The sequence below is a fragment of the uncultured Mediterranea sp. genome (genome assembly GCF_902493215.1).
In the GTDB taxonomy this organism is placed as follows: Bacteria; Bacteroidota; Bacteroidia; order Bacteroidales; family Bacteroidaceae; genus Bacteroides.
The window spans coordinates 1-18,862 of record NZ_CABUOL010000026.1 but is presented as its reverse complement, the minus strand read 5'-3'; the positions used below and the strand labels follow the sequence as shown (position 1 = coordinate 18,862).

Annotated in this window: 17 protein-coding genes and 1 pseudogene; 1 reads left to right on the top strand and 17 read right to left on the bottom strand. The window is 49.7% G+C overall.

Translation table 11 applies throughout. The annotated features are described in order from the left end of the window. Positions 1–3: 3 nt before the first annotated feature. The 13 genes from RDO88_RS12355 to tsaD all read right to left on the bottom strand — a co-directional run bounded on the left by RDO88_RS12355 (position 4) and on the right by tsaD (position 10,687). Entirely contained in the window at positions 4–987 is a 984-nt protein-coding gene (locus RDO88_RS12355) for a VWA domain-containing protein (RefSeq protein WP_307759659.1), read from the bottom strand. 12 nt (positions 988–999) lie between these two features. Continuing rightward, on the bottom strand, positions 1,000–2,073 hold the full coding sequence (locus RDO88_RS12350; RefSeq protein WP_307759658.1) for a hypothetical protein: 1,074 nt from the start codon (positions 2,071–2,073) through the stop codon (positions 1,000–1,002). Between the two features lie 32 nt (positions 2,074–2,105). Beyond that, positions 2,106–2,975 carry a DUF58 domain-containing protein gene (locus RDO88_RS12345; protein WP_307759657.1) on the bottom strand — a complete coding sequence of 290 codons (870 nt, stop codon included), beginning with the start codon at positions 2,973–2,975 and terminating at the stop codon, positions 2,106–2,108. A 151-nt stretch (positions 2,976–3,126) separates the two neighbouring features. After that, positions 3,127–4,122, bottom strand: a complete 996-nt coding sequence (locus RDO88_RS12340) for an AAA family ATPase (protein ID WP_307759656.1) — start codon at positions 4,120–4,122, stop codon at positions 3,127–3,129. A 192-nt stretch (positions 4,123–4,314) separates the two neighbouring features. After that, entirely contained in the window at positions 4,315–5,490 is a 1,176-nt protein-coding gene (locus RDO88_RS12335) for an HU family DNA-binding protein (protein WP_307759655.1), read from the bottom strand. A gap of 26 nt (positions 5,491–5,516) precedes the next feature. Continuing rightward, positions 5,517–5,789 carry an HU family DNA-binding protein gene (locus RDO88_RS12330; protein ID WP_307759654.1) on the bottom strand — a complete coding sequence of 91 codons (273 nt, stop codon included), beginning with the start codon at positions 5,787–5,789 and terminating at the stop codon, positions 5,517–5,519. Between the two features lie 78 nt (positions 5,790–5,867). Beyond that, the gene (gene rimO, locus RDO88_RS12325) at positions 5,868–7,166 is read right to left on the bottom strand and encodes a 30S ribosomal protein S12 methylthiotransferase RimO (RefSeq protein WP_307759653.1); all 1,299 of its coding nucleotides are present in this window, start codon (positions 7,164–7,166) and stop codon (positions 5,868–5,870) included. After that, on the bottom strand, positions 7,163–8,122 hold the full coding sequence (ftsY, locus tag RDO88_RS12320; RefSeq protein ID WP_307759652.1) for a signal recognition particle-docking protein FtsY: 960 nt from the start codon (positions 8,120–8,122) through the stop codon (positions 7,163–7,165). Before ftsY ends, rimO begins: the two co-directional genes overlap by 4 nt. A 304-nt stretch (positions 8,123–8,426) precedes the next feature. Then, positions 8,427–8,585, bottom strand: coding sequence for a DUF4295 domain-containing protein (locus RDO88_RS12315; protein ID WP_005777897.1), 159 nt, complete (start codon positions 8,583–8,585; stop codon positions 8,427–8,429). A 12-nt stretch (positions 8,586–8,597) separates the two neighbouring features. After that, entirely contained in the window at positions 8,598–8,786 is a 189-nt protein-coding gene (gene rpmG, locus RDO88_RS12310; RefSeq protein WP_002560155.1) for a 50S ribosomal protein L33, read from the bottom strand. Positions 8,787–8,807: 21 nt separating this feature from the next. Continuing rightward, positions 8,808–9,068: a 50S ribosomal protein L28 gene (gene rpmB / locus RDO88_RS12305; protein ID WP_291584806.1), complete on the bottom strand. Its 261-nt coding sequence runs from the start codon at positions 9,066–9,068 to the stop codon at positions 8,808–8,810. Positions 9,069–9,189: 121 nt separating this feature from the next. After that, positions 9,190–9,657 (bottom strand): nicotinamide-nucleotide amidohydrolase family protein, encoded by a 468-nt coding sequence (locus RDO88_RS12300; protein WP_307759651.1) that lies wholly within the window; start codon positions 9,655–9,657, stop codon positions 9,190–9,192. 7 nt (positions 9,658–9,664) lie between these two features. Next, positions 9,665–10,687 carry a tRNA (adenosine(37)-N6)-threonylcarbamoyltransferase complex transferase subunit TsaD gene (gene tsaD / locus RDO88_RS12295; RefSeq protein WP_307759650.1) on the bottom strand — a complete coding sequence of 341 codons (1,023 nt, stop codon included), beginning with the start codon at positions 10,685–10,687 and terminating at the stop codon, positions 9,665–9,667. A 155-nt stretch (positions 10,688–10,842) separates the two neighbouring features. Here tsaD and RDO88_RS12290 point away from each other — a divergent pair, with 155 nt between their 5' ends. After that, complete coding sequence (locus tag RDO88_RS12290) at positions 10,843–15,372, top strand: translocation/assembly module TamB domain-containing protein (protein WP_307759649.1); 4,530 nt, start codon at positions 10,843–10,845, stop codon at positions 15,370–15,372. Positions 15,373–15,585: 213 nt separating this feature from the next. Here the strand turns inward: RDO88_RS12290 and proS are convergent, their stop codons facing one another. The 4 genes and pseudogenes from proS to RDO88_RS12270 form a co-directional block, all read right to left on the bottom strand. Further along, positions 15,586–17,079 (bottom strand): proline--tRNA ligase, encoded by a 1,494-nt coding sequence (gene proS / locus RDO88_RS12285; RefSeq protein WP_307759648.1) that lies wholly within the window; start codon positions 17,077–17,079, stop codon positions 15,586–15,588. 185 nt (positions 17,080–17,264) lie between these two features. Further along, positions 17,265–17,363 carry a smalltalk protein gene (locus RDO88_RS12280; RefSeq protein ID WP_307759647.1) on the bottom strand — a complete coding sequence of 33 codons (99 nt, stop codon included), beginning with the start codon at positions 17,361–17,363 and terminating at the stop codon, positions 17,265–17,267. A 64-nt stretch (positions 17,364–17,427) separates the two neighbouring features. After that, the gene (locus tag RDO88_RS12275) at positions 17,428–17,919 is read right to left on the bottom strand and encodes an HU family DNA-binding protein (protein ID WP_307759646.1); all 492 of its coding nucleotides are present in this window, start codon (positions 17,917–17,919) and stop codon (positions 17,428–17,430) included. 221 nt (positions 17,920–18,140) lie between these two features. Beyond that, positions 18,141–18,862 (bottom strand): annotated as a pseudogene (locus RDO88_RS12270) (chain-length determining protein); the annotation flags it as partial.

The window sequence follows — 18,862 nt, the reverse complement described above, 5'->3', positions numbered from 1 at the left end:
TCGTCAAGGAATCTTCTTCAGAATCGTGTTGCGCAGCAGCACTTCCAGCAATACGCACAAGAAAGCCGCCAATGCGAACCAGCGGTATTCTTCCTGACGCTTGCTGTACTCCTTCACGTTCAGCTTGGTCTTCTCCAGCTTGTCGATTTCCTCATATACTTCTTTCAGCTTGGAATTACTGGTTGCACGGAAGTAGTTTCCTTCGGTTGTACCGGCTATCTGTGTCAACGTCTTTTCGTCAATTTCCACCGGCATGTTCACATACTGCACCGTTCCTCCTACCGGATATGGATAGGGAGCCATACCATTCGTTCCCACTCCGATGGTATAGACACGGATACCGAAACTTTTGGCAATCTCGGCCGCCGTCAGCGGCGATATGTCTCCCCGGTTGTTCGTACCGTCGGTAAGCAGAATGATGACTTTCGACTTGGCCTTGCTGTCTTTCAGACGGGTCACAGCATTGGCAATACCCATACCCACAGCTGTACCGTCCTCGATTACACCACACTTGATGTCCTTTATCAGATTCAGCAACACCGCATGATCGACTGTCAACGGACACTGCGTAAAACTCTCGCCTGCAAACAGCGTGATACCGATATTGTCATTGGGACGTCCGTTGATAAATTGGGCAGCGACATCCTTGGCTGCTTCCAGACGATTGGGTTTCAGGTCTTCGGCCAGCATACTGGTCGACACGTCGATAGCCATCATGATGTCGATACCTTCTATCTCGCTGTTCTGCCAGCTGTCCGTAGTCTGAGGACGTGCCAAAACCAGAATAATCAATATCAGACTGGCGATACGCAACACAAACGGAGCATGCAGCAGATAGTTCTTATAGCTTTTGGGAGTATGGGCATAGACACGTGCGTCAGAAATCTGAAGAGTAGCCTCGTTGTTCCTGCGCTTCATGATATACCATACAATATAAGGTATAAGCAACAGCAGTAAAAACAAATATTCAATATTAGCGAAAACCATGGTCTCTACATTTTAAGCAAAGTAATTATACAACTCCTTACATATATAAACCAACGCCCAGACAAATGCAACGGCCATAACCGCCGCTCCGGCTCCCAACAGCAGTTTGGTCTGCAGCGAACGCTTCTCGACAATCGTAATCTCTGTCGGCTGCGGTTTGGCATTTTCATCTTCTTTTTCCTTGGTCTCGTTGATGAAGTCAATGGCATTGAGCAGATTGGCATCATTCTCGTTCATCATCGGATTATGCTTGGCAAATTTCACGAGGTCTGCCGTCAGGAACAGTTCGCGCAGGTCTGCAAGCGCTTCTTTATCGTTCGTTTCCAGCAGATGCTCGATAATTTCCGAAGAAGTCATTTCTAGAGCATTGAATCCGAAACGTTCCTTGATATAGGTACGGAGAGCATCAGTCAGTTCAGTGTAATACTCCTTCGGTTGTCCTTTCTGCCATACTTTTTCTTGCTTGATCCGCTCTATTGCATTCATGGCCACCTGATGGGGCGGAAGTTTCGGCTCAACCTTCACCTTGCGTATGATGGGCTTATTGTCCCGAATGCGTTTTATCAGATAGATGGCTGCCAACAGGAACGGAGCCAGCAGCAACACACATGCGATGAACAGGTACCAGTCTTTCCAGGCAAATGGAGCCTTCATAATGGTCTTCGGTCCGAAAAACTGGTCGGGATGCAGCGTATCTACCGGCACGGAATAGACCTTGAGCGCCAGCGCCTTCGAACGGTATGCACGGTTGTCTACCGTCACTTCCATAGGAGGCAGATAATAGAGTGCCGAGTCGAACGAAGTCACCGTATACTCCTGAGTAATCAGCGCCCGTTTTCCGTCGTTCAGCAGCTGCGTGTCGGGTTTGGCAATGTCTACAATCTCCACTCCCCGCACAATCGTATCCTTAAAAGCCGGAAAGATAGCCCGTTTATTGGCGTCGAGCGACACTTCCAACTTTATTTTTGCCTGTTCGCCAATCAGAATCTGAAGCGAATCAATGCTCGCATCCACTGTGACAGATTGCGCATGCCCTTTTCCCACAAGTGCCAAGGCAAAAACTATAGAAAGCAAATATTTTTTCATCAACTTATTTTTTACAAAGTAAACTACAAATGTCAGCTTCTTTGGGCAAAGAGCGACATCAACGCCTTTACATAATCCTGATCCGTACGTACGGATACATTGTCTACATTGCTCTTTGTGAACACCTCGGCCAGCTCGCTCTGTTTCTCCACCCACCAGTCGTGGTGAGCTTTCCTCACGGCTCTGGACGAAGTGTCTATCCACTGCTCATGTCCCGTTTCGGCATCCTTTATCTTCATCAGTCCGATAGCCGGAAGTTCTTCCACGCGCCGGTCGTATACCTGAATGGCCACCACATCGTGTTTGCGGTTGGCTATAGTCATGGCATTCTTGAAACTTTCCTGGTCAATGAAATCCGAAAGGACAAATGCCGTACAACGTCTCTTCATGACATTGGTCAGATATTCCAGTCCCACACGGATATTGGTCCGCCGGCTTTCGGCACGGAAGTCTATCAGTTCACGGATTATATATAGGATATGTTTACGTCCTTTCTTTGGGGGAATAAACTTCTCTATCCGGTCCGAGAAGAAAATCACCCCGATCTTGTCGTTGTTCTGTATGGCCGAAAAAGCCAGCGTAGCCGCTATTTCTGTCACCATATCTTTCTTCATCTGCTTCACCGTACCGAATTCCAGACTACCGGAAACGTCAACCAGCAACATCACCGTCAGTTCACGTTCTTCTTCAAAGACCTTGACGTAGGGCTTGTTGAAGCGGGCCGTTACATTCCAATCGATATCGCGTATGTCATCGCCAAACTGATATTCACGTACTTCGGAAAAGGCCATACCCCTACCCTTGAAAGCCGAGTGATACTGGCCCGCAAAGATATTGCTGGACAATCCGCGTGTCTTGATTTCTATCTGACGGACTTTCTTCAAAAGTTCTGTTGTTTCCATTTGCAAGTCTCAAAATAATGAATCCATGAGAGTCGTGCGTCCGTCTTGATTTCCGGGAGGACACACAACCTCATGTCCGAAATAAACAAGGTGTCTCGAAAGCGATTGCCTCAAGACATTCTCTTTATCTTGTCAATCCTGTCACCGCGCGTCAGGGCACTTCCACCTTGTTCAGGATTTTGCTGACAATTTCGTCCGAAGTCAGGTTGCTGGCTTCAGCCTCATACGTCAGACCGATACGGTGACGAAGCACGTCATGAGCCACGGCACGTACATCTTCCGGAATCACATAGCCACGACGCTTGATGAAGGCATAACTGCGAGCAGCCAGTGCCAGGTTGATGGATGCACGGGGAGAACCTCCGAAACCGATCATGTCTTTCAACTCCTTCAAATCATACTTTTCCGGATAGCGGGTTGCAAAGACAATATCCACAATATATTTTTCAATCTTTTCATCCAGATATACCTGACGCACCACCTTACGGGCTTCCAGAATCTCTTCCGACTTCAGAATCGGGCGAATATTGGTCCGCTCACCGCTGATGTTCTGGCGGATAATCAGCTTTTCTTCTTCCTGCTTCGGATAGTCGATAATAACCTTCAGCATGAAACGGTCCACCTGTGCTTCAGGAAGCGGATATGTACCTTCCTGCTCGATGGGGTTCTGGGTTGCCATCACAAGGAAAGGTTCAGGAAGTCTGAAGGTTTCGTTACCGATAGTCACCTGGCGCTCCTGCATGGCTTCGAGCAAGGCACTCTGAACCTTTGCCGGCGCACGGTTGATTTCATCGGCCAAAACGAAGTTGGCAAATACCGGTCCTTTTTTCACCTGGAAACTTTCGTCCTTCTGGCTATATACCATGGTACCGATTACGTCGGCCGGAAGCAAGTCCGGAGTAAACTGAACACGGCTGTATTGTGCATCGATCAGAGAGGCCAGTGTCTTGATCGCCAAGGTCTTTGCCAAACCAGGCACACCTTCCAGCAGCACATGTCCGTCAGAAAGCAAACCGATTAACAGAGATTCTACCAAATGTTTCTGTCCCACAATGACTTGATCCATGCCTGTGGTGAGGTTGGTAATGAAAGCGCTTTGTCTTTCAATCCGCTCATTCAGTTCGCGGATATCGATAGTTTCAGCCATAAAATCTATATTTTTAAAGTTTAATATTCCATTTTCTACACAGGAAGCTACTCTGCCTGCTTATTTGCTCCCAAAAGTACGGCAATAAATTAACCATACCAACTAATTTTTATTAAAAAAGAACTTCAAACCTTTAGATTAAACTAAATTCATAGAGTTTAGTAAACCGCAAAAAAGAAGCAGTAAAATAGATTACCGCTTCTTCGCCAGTTTGGGAATCCTGATAACAGTCCCGCTCGGCACATTGTCCGGATTCTTCAACACACCGGCATTATGTTTCACAAGATACGGCCACAAGGCTTTGGTTCCATAAAACTTCAACGAAACCCTTGTCAATGTTTCTCCTTCATGAATGGTATATTCCGTTTGGGTACCTACTATCTCATAGTTAACCGAATCCGGAACAAAGGGTGTTGCAACAGCTTTCGACTTTTTCTTTGATGGAGGAGTGGTCTGATTTTCTTTCCGGACTTTCGTTTCAATCGTTACGGTGTCTGTCGGTATAGCTTTTACGTTTTTTACGGTGTTAATTGCTGCCACCGAATCCTTCCGATTTACCGCCAGCGTATCCGTATGGACTGCAGGCGTTTCCATTTCCGCATCCAGCGGCAACCGTTCATCAGTCTTTTCCGACCAGGGATAATATAGATAAGCCACTACTCCCGCACAGCCTAAAAGTACGCAAACGATAGCTGCCACTATGTATTTCGTCACCTTCTCCGAAACATTGTTCTCCGGTTGATGCGATACTATTTCCTGTTCAGATTCAGGTACCGGTTCTGACACCTGTTCTTCAGCTACAGCCCCCTCGACAACAGATTCCTCCCCAACAGGCTCTTCGGCTACTGGTTCTTCAACCGCCGATTCTTCAGTTACAGATTCTCCAGCCGTTGGTTCTTCAGATACAGGCTTCTCAACCACAGGGGTTTCTTGCGGCATTGCATCTTCCAACTTTTCCGGTTCGGCAGCTACCATACCTTCATCTGCATCCCCTTCCGGTTCCTCTTCCCCCTCCTTTTCTACCGGCATATCATCAAACTGTACATTCTCATTCAAGACAACCGTTTCAAAATGACTGAACGGACGATTGATCAGGTCCTTTAATGCCGCTTCCGGCGTAAACGACACTTTCTGATGTCCCTGTATTTCAAAACGCTCTCCCGTATTGACGTTGATGCTTTCCCGGCTTCCTACTTCAATCAGCTTGAAAGTTCCCAGTCCCTTCACTTTCACATACTTGTCCTGTTCCAGTCCTTCTTCAATCAACGCAAAAAAAGTCTTGACAAACTCTTCTGCATTTTCAGGAGTGATGTCATACTTTTCCGCAAACAGCAATATCAGGTTTTGTATATTCAGTTTTTCATTCATAATCCGCTATCAGGTAAACGAGAACTTTACTTGAACTTTTCTTTCAAGGCAACACTGGGCTTATAGGTAAGCACCAATTTGGGAGGAACCAGCATACGTTGCTTGCTGGTAGGGCTGACCGAGATACGCTCTAACTTTTTTTTCACTTCAAAGGTACCGAATCCCTGAATGGCTATTACGTTTCCGTCCTCCAGCTGCTGCGTCATGACAGACAGCAGGGAAGACATCAGTTCTGAAGTGTCTTTCAGTGTATATCCCAGTCTTTTGGACAATTCCGAGGTAAATTCTTTATTATTCACGAATCACTGCTTATTGATAGTTACGGACGCTATATTAACCAAAAATTTTCATACCGCCAATGGCTTTCTGGTAAAAAATCAGACAACGCGACCAAAAAGGTCAAAATCATCAGAGTCCACAATTTCCACTTCATAAAAATGCCCGACAGCCAGTTTTTTCCCTTTTTTCTCGATAAGGACTTCCGGATCCACTTCCGGCGAATCAAATTCGGTACGCCCCACATAGTAGTCGCCTTCCAGACGGTCTATCATCACTTTCATGCGCCGGCCTATCTTGGCGGCACTCAGTTCCGCCGAAATACCCCGCTGGATTTCCATCAGTTCATCCAGTCTTGCCTGCTTTACTTCCTGTGGGATGCTGTCTTCATAATGAGCGGCTGCATACGTTCCTTCCTCCTCCGAATAGGCAAAAGCCCCCATCCTGTCGAAACGGATCTCGCGCACGAAGTCCTTCAATTCTTCAAAATCGGCCTCTGTCTCACCGGGATGTCCCACCATCAGCGTCGTGCGCAGATGTATGCCCGGCACTTCTTTACGGAAATCTTCTATCAGCTTGTAAGTCTGTTCCTTGCTGACGTTTCTGCGCATCTTCTGCAACATATTGTCACTGATGTGCTGCAAGGCTATATCCATATATTTGCAGACATTGGGCTTCTCACGCATCACGCGGAACAAGTCTGTGGGGAAATGCGCCGGATAGGCATAATGCAACCTGATCCATTCCACTCCCGGTATGTCGGCCATACGTTCTATCAGCTCAGGGAGCATCTGCCGTTTGTACAGGTCCACCCCATAATAGGTCAGTTCCTGTGCAATGACCTGGAACTCCTTCACGCCCCGGTCTACCAACAGCTTCACTTCCTCCAGTATTTCTTCCATCGGACGCGACACATGCCGGCCGGTAATAATGGGAATGGCACAATAGGAACACTTCCGGTCACAACCTTCCGATATTTTAATATAGGCATAATGCCCGGGCGTAGTCAGCACCCTTTCGTTATGGAGTTCTTCGTGATAAACCTTTCCCAGATCGCTCAGCAGTTCCTTCCAGTTGAACTTTCCATAAAACTTGTCCACCTGGGGGATTTCAATGGAAAGTTCCTTCAGATAACGTTCCGAAAGACATCCCATGACATACAGTTTCTCAAGTCTTCCTTCCTCCTTGGCCTGGGCAAACTCCAGAATCATATTGATGGATTCTTCCTTGGCATCACCGATGAAGCCACAGGTATTGATGACGGCTATTTTTCCATGCGGATTTTCCGTATCATGCGTCACCCGATAACCAGCTTCCTCCAGTTGCCGCATCAGATGTTCCGAGTCCACCAGGTTCTTCGAACAGCCCAGTGTAATAATATCTATCGTTTCTTTCCTCATTTGTTTTCTCCAAACAACGATTCAACAAACTCTTTTCTGCGGAACACCTGCAAGTCTTCCATACCTTCTCCCAGACCGATGTATTTCACAGGAATCTTGAACTGGTCCGATATGCCGATTACCACACCGCCCTTGGCCGTTCCGTCGAGTTTCGTCACCGCCATGGCAGTCACCTCTGTGGCCAATGTAAACTGCTTGGCCTGTTCGAAGGCATTCTGTCCGGTCGATCCGTCCAACACGAGCAATACTTCATCGGGGGCATCGGGCACCACCTTCTTCATGACATTCTTTATCTTGGTAAGCTCGTTCATCAGCCCCACCTTGTTATGCAGACGTCCGGCCGTATCAATGATAACCACGTCGGCATTGTTGGCCACCGCCGAACTCAGCGTATCAAAAGCAACCGAAGCCGGATCCGCACCCATTTTCTGCTTCACCACGGGCACACCGACTCTTTCTCCCCATATCACCAGCTGCTCCACAGCAGCGGCACGGAACGTATCGGCAGCTCCCAGATAGACCGACTTGCCAGCCTTTTTGAACTGATAGGCCAGCTTTCCGATTGTCGTTGTCTTCCCTACTCCATTCACGCCTACCACCATGATAACATACGGCTTTTTCTTGATGGGCGCTTCGAAGTCGTCCACGTCCGCCGTATTGTTCTCTGTCAGCATGGCTGCTATCTCGTCACGCAGTATGTGGTTCAACTCCTGCGCGTTCATATATTTCTCTTCAGCCGCTCTTTTCTCTATACGTTCAATGATTTTCAGAGTGGTCTCCACACCCACATCCGATGTGATCAGCACCTCCTCCAGATTATCTAGCACCTCGTCATCCACTTTTGATTTTCCGGCTATGGCTCTGGCTATTTTACCGAACACGCTTTCCTTTGTTTTAGACAATCCCTTGTCCAACGTTTCTTTTTTCTCTTTTGAAAAAAAACTAAAAAATCCCATAATCGTTCGTATAATGCATTATGTTACAAAGATAGTGAAAGGTGAGAGCAAAAACAAATGAAAATTCAATTTTCAGCTTGTTTTGCCGAACCGCATCCTATCTTATCAAAAGACTGTGAAAGGTAAGAGCGAAAGCAAAAACAAATGAAAATATAATTTTCAATTTATTTTGCCGAACCATATCCCTTCTTCGTGCAACAAAGATACGGAAAAAAACTGATACCTTCTCCCGTCCATAAAAAAGAAATGAGGGTACATCTATATGATGCACCCTCATTTTTATCATTAAAAGATTGATGATGTCTTATTTCTTGAAAAAGTCCTGTACCTTTTCATTGGGAACCATCTGCTCATCAAAGATGTAAGCACCGGTCTTCGGTGATTTCACCATCTTGATAACCTTCGTATAAGCACGACCTTCCTTGGAACCTTCGTGCAAACTTGCTACTGTTTTCTTTGCCATGGGTTATACGTATTATTTGATTTCTTTGTGTACTGTCACTCTCTTCAGAATCGGATTGTACTTCTTCAGCTCCAATCTTTCAGTGGTATTCTTTCTGTTCTTTGTAGTGATGTAACGGGAAGTACCCGGCATACCACTGTCTTTGTGCTCTGTGCACTCCAGAATCACCTGCACTCTGTTACCTTTAGCTTTCTTTGCCATATTCTAAGTCTCCTTCAGTTTTTAACCAATTACTTTGATGGTTTTCCAATCACAATAACCTTTAGCCACAGCATCGTTCAGTGCAGCGTCCAGTCCTTTTTTGTTGATGATGCGCAGACCGGCAGCACACAGGCTCAGGCTGATCCAGCAATCTTGTTCTACATAGTAGAATTTCTTCTTAAACAAGTTCAAGTCAAAGGTTCTTTTAGTTCTTCTCTTTGAGTGTGAAACATTGTTGCCAATCATGGCTTTCTTTCCGGTAATTTGACAAATCTTCGACATTTCTATCTTCTTTTTATAGTTTTTATCTATGCCTATTTCAAACAGAGCGCAAAGTAAGTACTTTTATCGTTAACTACCAAGCTTTTCGACGAATAATTCATTGTGAAATAGCATTTTTTCCCTATTTCAGCAACTCGACGAGCAAATCCAATGCATTTTGTACGGCTTTCTGCACATTTGCCTCCCGTCCGCCGTCGCCTTCCTGCTTCACGGTCAGCATTTCGCTTTTGTAGGCAACGGCTATCCAGATTGTCCCCACCGGCTTTTCCGCTGTCCCACCTCCGGGACCGGCTATTCCCGACGTAGCAATGACACAATCGGTTTTCAGCGCTTTCATCGCGCCTTCTGCCATTTCAACCACTGTTTCCCGGCTGACAGCCCCCCATTTCTCCAATGTTTCGGCCGACACGCCCAACAGTCCCATCTTCACCTCATTGGAATAGGCCACAACGCTCCCCTTGAAATACTCCGAGCAACCGGCCACCGATGTAATGGCAGCCGCCACACGTCCGCCCGTACAGCTTTCTGCGGTGGAAAGGGACAAATTCTTCGCCCGAAGCAGCTTTCCCAACTCTTCTTCTGCCTTCATACTGCTGTCATTTTAAGGTTACACGCGAATAGGCCGGAGCCTCCATCGGACAGAAATCTCCGTCCAGATATTTGAAGTAACCCGTAATCGCAATCATGGCCGCATTGTCCGTCGTATAACTGAACTTGGGGATGAAGATTTTCCATCCGTATTTCTCCGCATGCTCCCTGAAAGCGTTCCGCAAGCCGTTGTTTGCCGATACGCCGCCGGCCACCGCCACCTCTTTTATATTATATTGTTTGGCAGCCTTCCGGAGCTTGTCCATCAGGATGTCCACAATGGTAGCTTCCAGCGAAGCGGCCAGATCTTCCTTATGATGTTCGATGAAATCGGGATCTTCCTTCACCCACTCGCGCAAGGAATACAGAAACGACGTCTTCAGCCCGCTGAAGCTGTAGTCCAGTCCCGGAATATGGGGTTTGCTGAAGCTGTAAGCTTTCGGGTTTCCCTGACGGGCCAGCCGGTCGATAATCGGACCTCCCGGATATCCCAGCCCCATCACCTTCGAACATTTGTCGATGGCCTCACCGGCCGCATCGTCAATCGTCTGTCCCAAGATCTCCATGTCATTGTAGCCCTTCACCAGAATAATCTGCGAATTTCCTCCCGAAACCAGCAGGCACAGGAACGGAAAATTGGGCTGCACATTCTCTTCACCTTCCGCTTTAATAAAATGAGCTAACACATGACCTGTCAAGTGGTTGACATCAACCATAGGTATTCCCAACGAACGCGCGAAGCCTTTTGCGAACGACACACCTACCAGCAAAGAGCCCATCAGGCCGGGACCTCTCGTAAAGGCCACTGCGTTCAGCTCCTCCTTGGTGACTCCGGCACGCTTCAGTGCCTCATGAACCACCGGAACAATGTTCTGCTGGTGGGCTCGCGAAGCCAGTTCGGGCACCACCCCTCCGTACGATTCATGCACGGCCTGGCTCGCCACGACGTTCGACAACAGATAGCCGTCCTTGATAACAGCCGCCGACGTATCGTCACACGAACTTTCTATTCCCAATATGATTGTACTCATAAAATGTTTATTTACGTTTAAGCACTGCAAAAGTAGTGATAAAAGTAGTATGGATAACGTATTATTTCATAATTTTGTTGGCTGAACAGAAAAATTAACGGCCTATCAGAAGACTGAAGCAGATAATCCGCTGGACGGTCGGTATCATCATCGGTATGTATATCGGCCTCGCATTGGTATTGAACATTCCTTATGTCCAGTACCAGCTTACAGCATTTGTCTCCCACGAGCTCGAATCGCTTTTGGGCACCCGTCTCAGCATCGGCCGTATCGACATCGGCCTTCTGAACCGCATTGTGATCAACGACCTCACACTCGACGACCGTTCCGGCAAGGAAATGTTCAAAGCCACACGCCTGTCCGCCAAATTCGATCTGATTCCCCTTTTCAAGGGCAAGGTGTCCATCAACAACATCCAGCTGTTCGGTTTCAACGTCAATCTTGAAAAGGAGACACCGGAATCTGCCCCCAATTTCCAGTTCCTCATCGACGCTTTTGCTTCCAAGGATACGGTACCCAAGCAGAAACATCTCGACCTGCGCATCAACTCGCTCCTCATCCGCCGCGGAAAGCTTTCCTATCATGTGCTTTCCGAGCCCGAAACACCCGGACGTTTCAATGCCCATCACGTCAATCTCCGCGATTTCATCGCCAACATCTCCATGAAGGCCCTCCGCAACGACTCCATCAATGCCGCCGTCAAGCGCCTCAGTTTCAAGGAGCAGTCTTCCTCGTTCAGGCTCGACAAACTGGGCCTGAAAGTCATTGGCAACGACAAGGGCATTCAGATAGCCGGTCTTAGCCTCGAATTGCCTCGCAGCGCGTTGCATCTCGATACCATCCGCATGGATTACGACAGTCTGGCTGCCTTGAAGGATTTCACGCATCTGGTACGTTTCTCCGGCCGGTTGCTGCCCTCCACCGTTACCTTGGGCGATCTGTCGGCATTTGTCCCGGCTTTCTCATCCTTTGCAGAACCCTTGCAATTGGAAGCGGAGGCCGACGGTACCATCGACGGACTCAATTGTCCTCGCCTGGCCATTTCAGCCGGCGAACATTTCCAACTTACCGGCGACGTATCGTTTCAGGACCTTTCCCGTCCGCAGGATGCCTACGTTTTCGGCAATCTGTCCCGGCTTCATGCCGACCCACAAGGCGTGGCCTTCTTTGTCCGTAATTTCAGTCCTCATTATACCGGCGTTCCTCCCATCCTCCAGCGTTTGGGAAGCATCAGTTTCCGTGGCGAACTTTCGGGCTATTTCACCGACCTCGTTACGTATGGCAACATACGCACCGACCTCGGCACCATCAGTACCGATATCAAGGTAAGCACGGACAACAGCAAAAAGAAAGTTTCTTTCTCCGGTTCCATGAAGACCCGCCAGTTCAGGCTGGGACGTTTGCTGGCCAATGCCAAGCTGGGTGAAATCACATTCAATGTCGGCCTGCATGGCAGTCATTATGCCAACAGCTACCCCAACATTACAGCCAAGGGACTTGTCTCTTCCATCGACTATAGCGGCTACACCTACGAGAACATTACCCTCGACGGAGAATACCGGCATGGAGGCTTTACAGGAAGAGTGGCATTGGACGATGAAAATGCTTCGGTAGCCCTGAACGGAACCATCAACGCCGTCAGCCGCATCCCGACTTTCAACTTCCAGGCATCGGTCAACCACATCCGGCCGCATGCCCTCCACCTGACCCCCAAGTACGAAGGTGCGGAATTTTCCGTCAAATTGAAAGCCGACTTTACCGGAGGATCCATCGATGAAATGGACGGTGAGATCAATGTAGACAGTCTCAACTATACCTCGCCGGACAATTCCTATTTCCTGAACAACCTGAAACTGGTGGCCAGCCGTTCGGACAACCACCTCAAGCGTCTCGACCTGCTTTCGCCCTTTCTGCGCGGAAATATCGAAGGCGATTATTCGTACCGCACCCTGCCTGCCAGTATCCTGAACATCCTGCGCCGTTATCTGCCGGCTCTGCTTCCCCAGTCCGGTACATCCAAACCGGTCGAAACGACCAATAACTTCGGTTTCGACCTTCACATCTACGATACCGAAATCCTTTCCAAAGTATTCGGTATCCCTCTTACTGTCTATACCCATTCCACCCTGAAAGGATATTTCAACGACAAACTCCAACGTATGCGTGTCGAAGGTTACTTCCCCCACCTGCGTTACGACAACAAGTTTATCGAGTCGGGACTCATTCTTTGCGAAAACCCCGGCGACCATTTCCGCACCCATGTACGCTTTACCAACCGCAAGAACGACAGTGCAGTCAATCTGTCTTTGGAAGCAAGTGCCAAGAACGACAGCCTGCAGACCATTCTCAACTGGGGCAACAACGGGACTGTCACCTATAGCGGCCGCCTTGCCACGACAGCCACTTTCGTACGGCAGCAGTTGCAGGAAGCTTCGTCCAAACGTTCCTACCGGAAACGTCGCAAGACTTCGGAACGCCCGTCAAGCACGCTGAAGACAGTCATCGACATCCATCCTACCGACATCATCCTCAACGACACCTTGTGGAACATCCATCCCGCACAGGTTGTGCTCGATTCTGGCAAGGTACATATACGAGATTTCCACTTCACCAACCAGAAGCGTTACCTCAGTATCAACGGAACCGTTTCCGACTCTCCACAGGACACAGTGCGTCTCGACCTGCAGCAAATCAACATCGGCTATGTATTCGACATTGCCAATCTGGGTGTCAATTTCCAGGGCGAAGCTACAGGTCCGGCCTATGCCAGCGGTGTATTGAAGGAGCCCGCGATGGTCACCGATCTGTTCATCCACAACCTGGGTATCAACGAAGGCCTGTTGGGCGATGCCCAGATTCACGGCAAGTGGCATCACGACATAAAAGGCATCTACCTCGACGCCCGCATCCGCGAGACCGACATCGCCCGCACCCATGTATACGGCTTTATCTACCCCATCAAGCCTACCAGTTCGCTCGACCTGCAGATTGAGGCCAACGGTACCAACCTCAAGTTCATCCATCATTACATGGAATCCATCACCCCCGAGTTTTCCGGACGGGCCACGGGCGATGTCCATTTCTACGGCAAGTTCAAGGCCCTCACCATGGAAGGCCGTGTGTACGGCGATGCCTCCATGAAAGTCGATGTTCTCAATACCACCTTCTCTGTCCGCGACAGTATTTATATCGCTCCGGACGGACTGACCTTCCGCAACAACCGCCTGTTCGACAGTCAGGGACATCAGGGAAGCATGACCGGCTACCTCCGTTACCGTCATTTCAAGGACCTCAACTACCGGTTCGACTTCCAGGTCAACAACATGCTGATGATGAATACCACCGAATCGCCCGACTTCCCCTTCTATGGAACCGTCTATGGCACCGGCAATGCCAGCATCGCCGGTAACGCGGCCGATGGTGTCAACATCAACGTGGCCATGACCACCAACCGCAATACGAATTTCACCTATATAAAAGACAATGTTACGTCTGCCGTCAGCAGCCAGTTTGTCCGTTTTGTCGACAAGACTCCCCGCCGTGCTGTGCAGGACAGCGTCCTGTTCTCCACCTACGAACTGGCCCGCCGCGAAATGGAAGAAGAAGAGCAGCGCCGGGAGTCCGACACCGACATCCGCCTGAATCTCATTGTAGACGCTACACCCGACGCCACAATGCGCATCATCATGGACCCCGCGGCAGGCGACTACATCAGCGCCCGCGGCAGCGGCAACATCCGCACGGAATTCTACAACAAAGGCGATGTCAAGATGTTCGGTAATTACCGCATCAACCAGGGAGTCTACAAGTTCAGCCTTCAGGAAGTCATCCGAAAGGACTTCCTCATCAAGGACGGCAGTTCCCTCACGTTCAACGGCAACCCCGTCAATGCCTCGCTCGACATCCAGGCCAACTACACCGTCAACTCCGCTTCGCTGAACGACCTCATCCCCAACGCCAGCAGCTTTGTGGATCAGACCAATGTAAAAGTCAACTGTATGATGGCCCTTACCGGCCAGCTCACTTCGCCCACCATCAAGCTCGACCTTGAGCTGCCCAACGAGCGCGACGAAGTCGAAGCCCTTGTCCGCAACTACATCCCAACGGACGAGCAGATGAACATGCAGATTCTCTACCTGCTGGGCATCGGCAAGTTCTACCCGTCCGAAACCTTCGGCACCGGTCAGAACTCCGACATGATGTCCAGCGTCCTGTCTTCCACCCTGTCGGGCCAGCTGAACAATGCCCTCTCCCAGATAATCGACAACAACAACTGGAACGTCGGCACCAATTTCAGTACCGGCGAGAAGGGCTGGACCGATATGGAATTCGAAGGCATGCTTTCCGGCCAGCTTCTCAACAACCGCCTGCTCATCAACGGCAACTTCGGTTATCGCGAGAATCCCATGGCCAACACCAACTTCGTGGGCGATTTCGAAGCCGAATGGCTGGTTACCCGTTCCGGTGAAATCCGTCTGAAGGCCTACAACGAGACCAACGACCGCTACTACACCCGTACCAACCTCACCACGCAGGGCATCGGCATCGTCTTCCAGAAAGACTTCGAAAAATGGAACGAACTCTTATTCTGGAAAAAATGGAAACTCTTCCAGCTCAAGAAACTCCGTCCCAAGAAAGACAGCCAGCCGTCTGCCCTCCTTCCCGACAGCACTTCCACCCGGTAATCTCCATCTTTCAACTTCGGAATAAGACACAAAAAAAAGAGGATGTATCAAAATGAGAGCTTCCTTTTCTTCAGGCACGGATTACGCGGATTACACGGATGAACAATGCATATTCCGTAACCCGTGCCTAAAAATAACAGGAAGTCAGTCTCTCTTTATTTTGATACGTCCTCTCTTGAATATCGTCACTCGTAGCTCGTAGCCCGTCACTCCTTAATACGAACGAGCGAAAATCACGCGGCAGGCCGACGGTTTGCCCGTCACCATACACTTGCCCGGCTCCTTGTCACCCGGAACAAACGAATCGAACGGGATGCAACGGATGGTAGCCTTGGTCTCTTCCTTGATTTTTTCTTCGGTCTCGGTCGTACCGTCCCAGTGGGCCAGGATGAATCCGCCTTCCTCGATCTTTTCCTTGAACTCGTCGTAGCTGTCTACGGTCGTGATGCGGCTGTTGCGGTAGTTCAGCGCCTTCTGGTAAACATTGTTCTGGATGTCTTCCAGCAGGTTCTTTACATATTCCTCGATGCCGTCGCACGAACGCGTTTCCTTCTCCAGCGTATCGCGGCGCATCACTTCGACGGTATTGTTTTCCAGATCGCGGCCACCCATTACCAGACGGACGGGCACACCCTTCACCTCGTAGTCGGCAAACTTGAAGCCCGGACGCTTGTTGTCGGCGTTGTCATACTTCACGGAGATGCCCATTGCCTTCAGACGGCTGACGATGCCAGCCACCTTCTCGTCGATTTTCTGCAACATTTCGGCATTCTTGTAGATGGGGACGATGACTACCTGGATAGGAGCCAGATGCGGCGGAAGTACCAGGCCGTTGTCGTCGGAGTGGGTCATGATGAGCGCACCCATCAGACGGGTGGATACACCCCACGACGTAGCCCATACATACTCCAGCTTGTTCTCCTTGTTGACGAACTGCACGTCGAAGGCCTTGGCAAAGTTCTGGCCCAGGAAGTGGGAGGTACCGCTCTGCAGTGCCTTTCCGTCCTGCATCATGGCCTCGATGGTATAGGTGTTCAGCGCGCCGGCAAAACGTTCGTTGGCCGACTTCACACCTTTGATGACCGGCACTGCCATATACTTCTCGGCAAAGTCGGCATACACGTTCAGCATCTTCACAGCTTCAGCCTCGGCTTCTTCCTTCGTGGCGTGGGCAGTGTGTCCTTCCTGCCACAGGAACTCGGCCGTACGCAGGAACAGGCGGGTACGCATCTCCCAGCGGAACACGTTGGCCCACTGGTTGCACAGGATAGGCAGGTCGCGGTAGGAGTTGATCCAGTTCTTGTATGTATTCCAGATGATGGTTTCGGAAGTGGGTCGGATGATGAGTTCCTCTTCCAGCTTGGCAGCCGGGTCTACAACTACGCCGCCACCGTTGGGATCGTTCTTCAGACGATAGTGTGTCACCACTGCGCATTCCTTGGCAAAGCCTTCCACGTGTTCGGCCTCGCGGCTCAGGAACGATTTCGGAATCAACAGCGGGAAGTAGGCATTCACGTGCCCCGTTTCCTTGAACATGTCATCCAGCTGGCGCTGCATCTTCTCCCAGATAGCGTATCCGTAGGGCTTGATTACCATACAGCCACGCACGGCCGACTGTTCAGCCAGGTCGGCCTTAACCACCAATTCGTTGTACCACTGCGAGTAGTTCTCGCTGCGTTTGGTCAGATCTTTCAGTTCTACTGCCATATCTATCTTATATTTTAAAGTTTCTTTTTCAGTCCGTTACATCAATTGGAGTGCAAAAGTACGAATTTCCGCCGAAAAAACCATATCGAACACCGAATAGAAAGATGAAAGTTGAAAAAAACGGAAAAAGGCCGCTTCCCCTCGATGCAATCTTTGGGAAACGGCCTTCCGTTTCAGCAGACAGGTCAGATAGCCTGCCCGCCTATCACTCCGGCAATGGCACTGGCCACTGCGATGATCACTTTCAGAATGGTACTCCAGAGAGACGATTTGTTACTGCTCATAGTCATTTATTTCAGGTTTCACAATCCGTTGTTTTCACACTCGCGCGTTCATCCGCCACCGGCTTTACAGCGGCGATTCGTCCTGACCGTCTTCTCCCGTACCGCCACCCGGCGTACCGCTGCCGCCGTCTGCCGCATCCGCGTTTTCGCTCCATCGCTGGAACTCCACTCCTTGCAGCAGGGCCCGTGTGGTACCGAGGGCAGCCGGGCGCTTGTATTCCGGCGTGAAGAGGCATTTCAGTGCCGTCACCTGATTCGGGTTCACCTCCTCCGGTGTCTTCACACCCTTCCCCTTCGAACTGGCCTTCATGGTAAAGGTACCCAGTCCGTCCAGTCGCACGCTGCGGCTGTTCAGCAAGTGGCTTCTCATTACCGACAGCAGGTTTCTCACCACGTTGTGCACGTCACCTTCCGTCAGCGACGACTTTTCCGCAATTTCCGCTGCCATAGTCTGCGTTTCCACCACTTTTCCCACCTTCTTCAGTGTCAGATGGTACAGTTTTTCTCCTTCTTTGGTCGCTACCTGCGACTGTCTTGCTACATAAAACAAAGCCATAGTTTTTTCATTCTTTTAATGGTTCATACATCGTTTTTTCAAATCTCGTTTCGTTGATCAACGATGCAAAGATGGAGATTACTGCCGCTATAAACAAGAAAAACAGCCCCGCTGGAGCTGTTTTTCCCTATAGAATCATAAAACGTTTATAATCAATAAAATCTGAAATTCAAAATATCAAATTCTTCATACCTTATATTTAATATTTGATATTTGATATTTTATATTTTATGTCTCATATTTGCCAACAGATCACGTCCGAAGAGTATCCAACCTACGGAACCGACACCGGCCAGGAAAACGAATCCGACAAGAATCATCGCTTTTGAAGGCTTGGAGGCCTGGAGGGGTACCGTAGCTGCCTGCACCACCGTAAACACGGGGGTACTCTCCTGTACCTTTGCCTTGGCCAGCTGCAGCTGTTGCGCCGTCTGGTTGTACAGGTTGTAGGCCAGCGTCATCTCGTTCTGCAACCGCTCCTGACGCGTCTGCACGCTGCGCAGCGTGATGTTCTGGTTCATGTCCACATAGTCGGCATAGGCCTGCTGCGCCTCGTAATACTTGGCACGGGCCTCGTCGTAGAGCTGCTGCGTGAAGGCCAGGTCGTGCCGCGCCTTGTTCGTGCGGTAGTCCGTGATGTAAGCCTGCAGCTTGGACATCACCGTGTCCGTCAGCGTGGCCGCAATCAGCGGGTCCTGCATCGTCACGCCCAGCGTGATGACTGAAGTCTTCTTGTCCACAGAAACGGCGATGCGGCTGTTCAGTGCCTTCACAATACCGGCTTCATCCTTCGTCAGCCGGAAAGGATCCACACCCTGAACAGGGCCAGTCTCCTCCTCATCCCGGAAAAGTGATATCACCCAGCCCAGGCACTTGAAAGGAGCACCAATCACCGAACTCCACCACGGAGTACGCTGGTGCTCGTCCAGATATTCATAGAGTG

Coding starts and splice junctions, on each gene's coding strand:
- RDO88_RS12355 (WP_307759659.1), bottom strand. CDS start 987: ATGGTTTTCGCTAATATTGAATATTTGTTTTTACTGCTGTTGCTTATA.
- RDO88_RS12350 (WP_307759658.1), bottom strand. CDS start 2,073: ATGAAAAAATATTTGCTTTCTATAGTTTTTGCCTTGGCACTTGTGGGA.
- RDO88_RS12345 (WP_307759657.1), bottom strand. CDS start 2,975: ATGGAAACAACAGAACTTTTGAAGAAAGTCCGTCAGATAGAAATCAAG.
- RDO88_RS12340 (WP_307759656.1), bottom strand. CDS start 4,122: ATGGCTGAAACTATCGATATCCGCGAACTGAATGAGCGGATTGAAAGA.
- RDO88_RS12335 (WP_307759655.1), bottom strand. CDS start 5,490: ATGAATGAAAAACTGAATATACAAAACCTGATATTGCTGTTTGCGGAA.
- rimO (WP_307759653.1), bottom strand. CDS start 7,166: ATGAGGAAAGAAACGATAGATATTATTACACTGGGCTGTTCGAAGAAC.
- ftsY (WP_307759652.1), bottom strand. CDS start 8,122: ATGGGATTTTTTAGTTTTTTTTCAAAAGAGAAAAAAGAAACGTTGGAC.
- RDO88_RS12315 (WP_005777897.1), bottom strand. CDS start 8,585: ATGGCAAAGAAAACAGTAGCAAGTTTGCACGAAGGTTCCAAGGAAGGT.
- rpmG (WP_002560155.1), bottom strand. CDS start 8,786: ATGGCAAAGAAAGCTAAAGGTAACAGAGTGCAGGTGATTCTGGAGTGC.
- rpmB (WP_291584806.1), bottom strand. CDS start 9,068: ATGTCGAAGATTTGTCAAATTACCGGAAAGAAAGCCATGATTGGCAAC.
- RDO88_RS12300 (WP_307759651.1), bottom strand. CDS start 9,657: ATGAAGGCAGAAGAAGAGTTGGGAAAGCTGCTTCGGGCGAAGAATTTG.
- tsaD (WP_307759650.1), bottom strand. CDS start 10,687: ATGAGTACAATCATATTGGGAATAGAAAGTTCGTGTGACGATACGTCG.
- RDO88_RS12290 (WP_307759649.1), top strand. CDS start 10,843: ATGTATATCGGCCTCGCATTGGTATTGAACATTCCTTATGTCCAGTAC.
- proS (WP_307759648.1), bottom strand. CDS start 17,079: ATGGCAGTAGAACTGAAAGATCTGACCAAACGCAGCGAGAACTACTCG.
- RDO88_RS12280 (WP_307759647.1), bottom strand. CDS start 17,363: ATGAGCAGTAACAAATCGTCTCTCTGGAGTACCATTCTGAAAGTGATC.
- RDO88_RS12275 (WP_307759646.1), bottom strand. CDS start 17,919: ATGGCTTTGTTTTATGTAGCAAGACAGTCGCAGGTAGCGACCAAAGAA.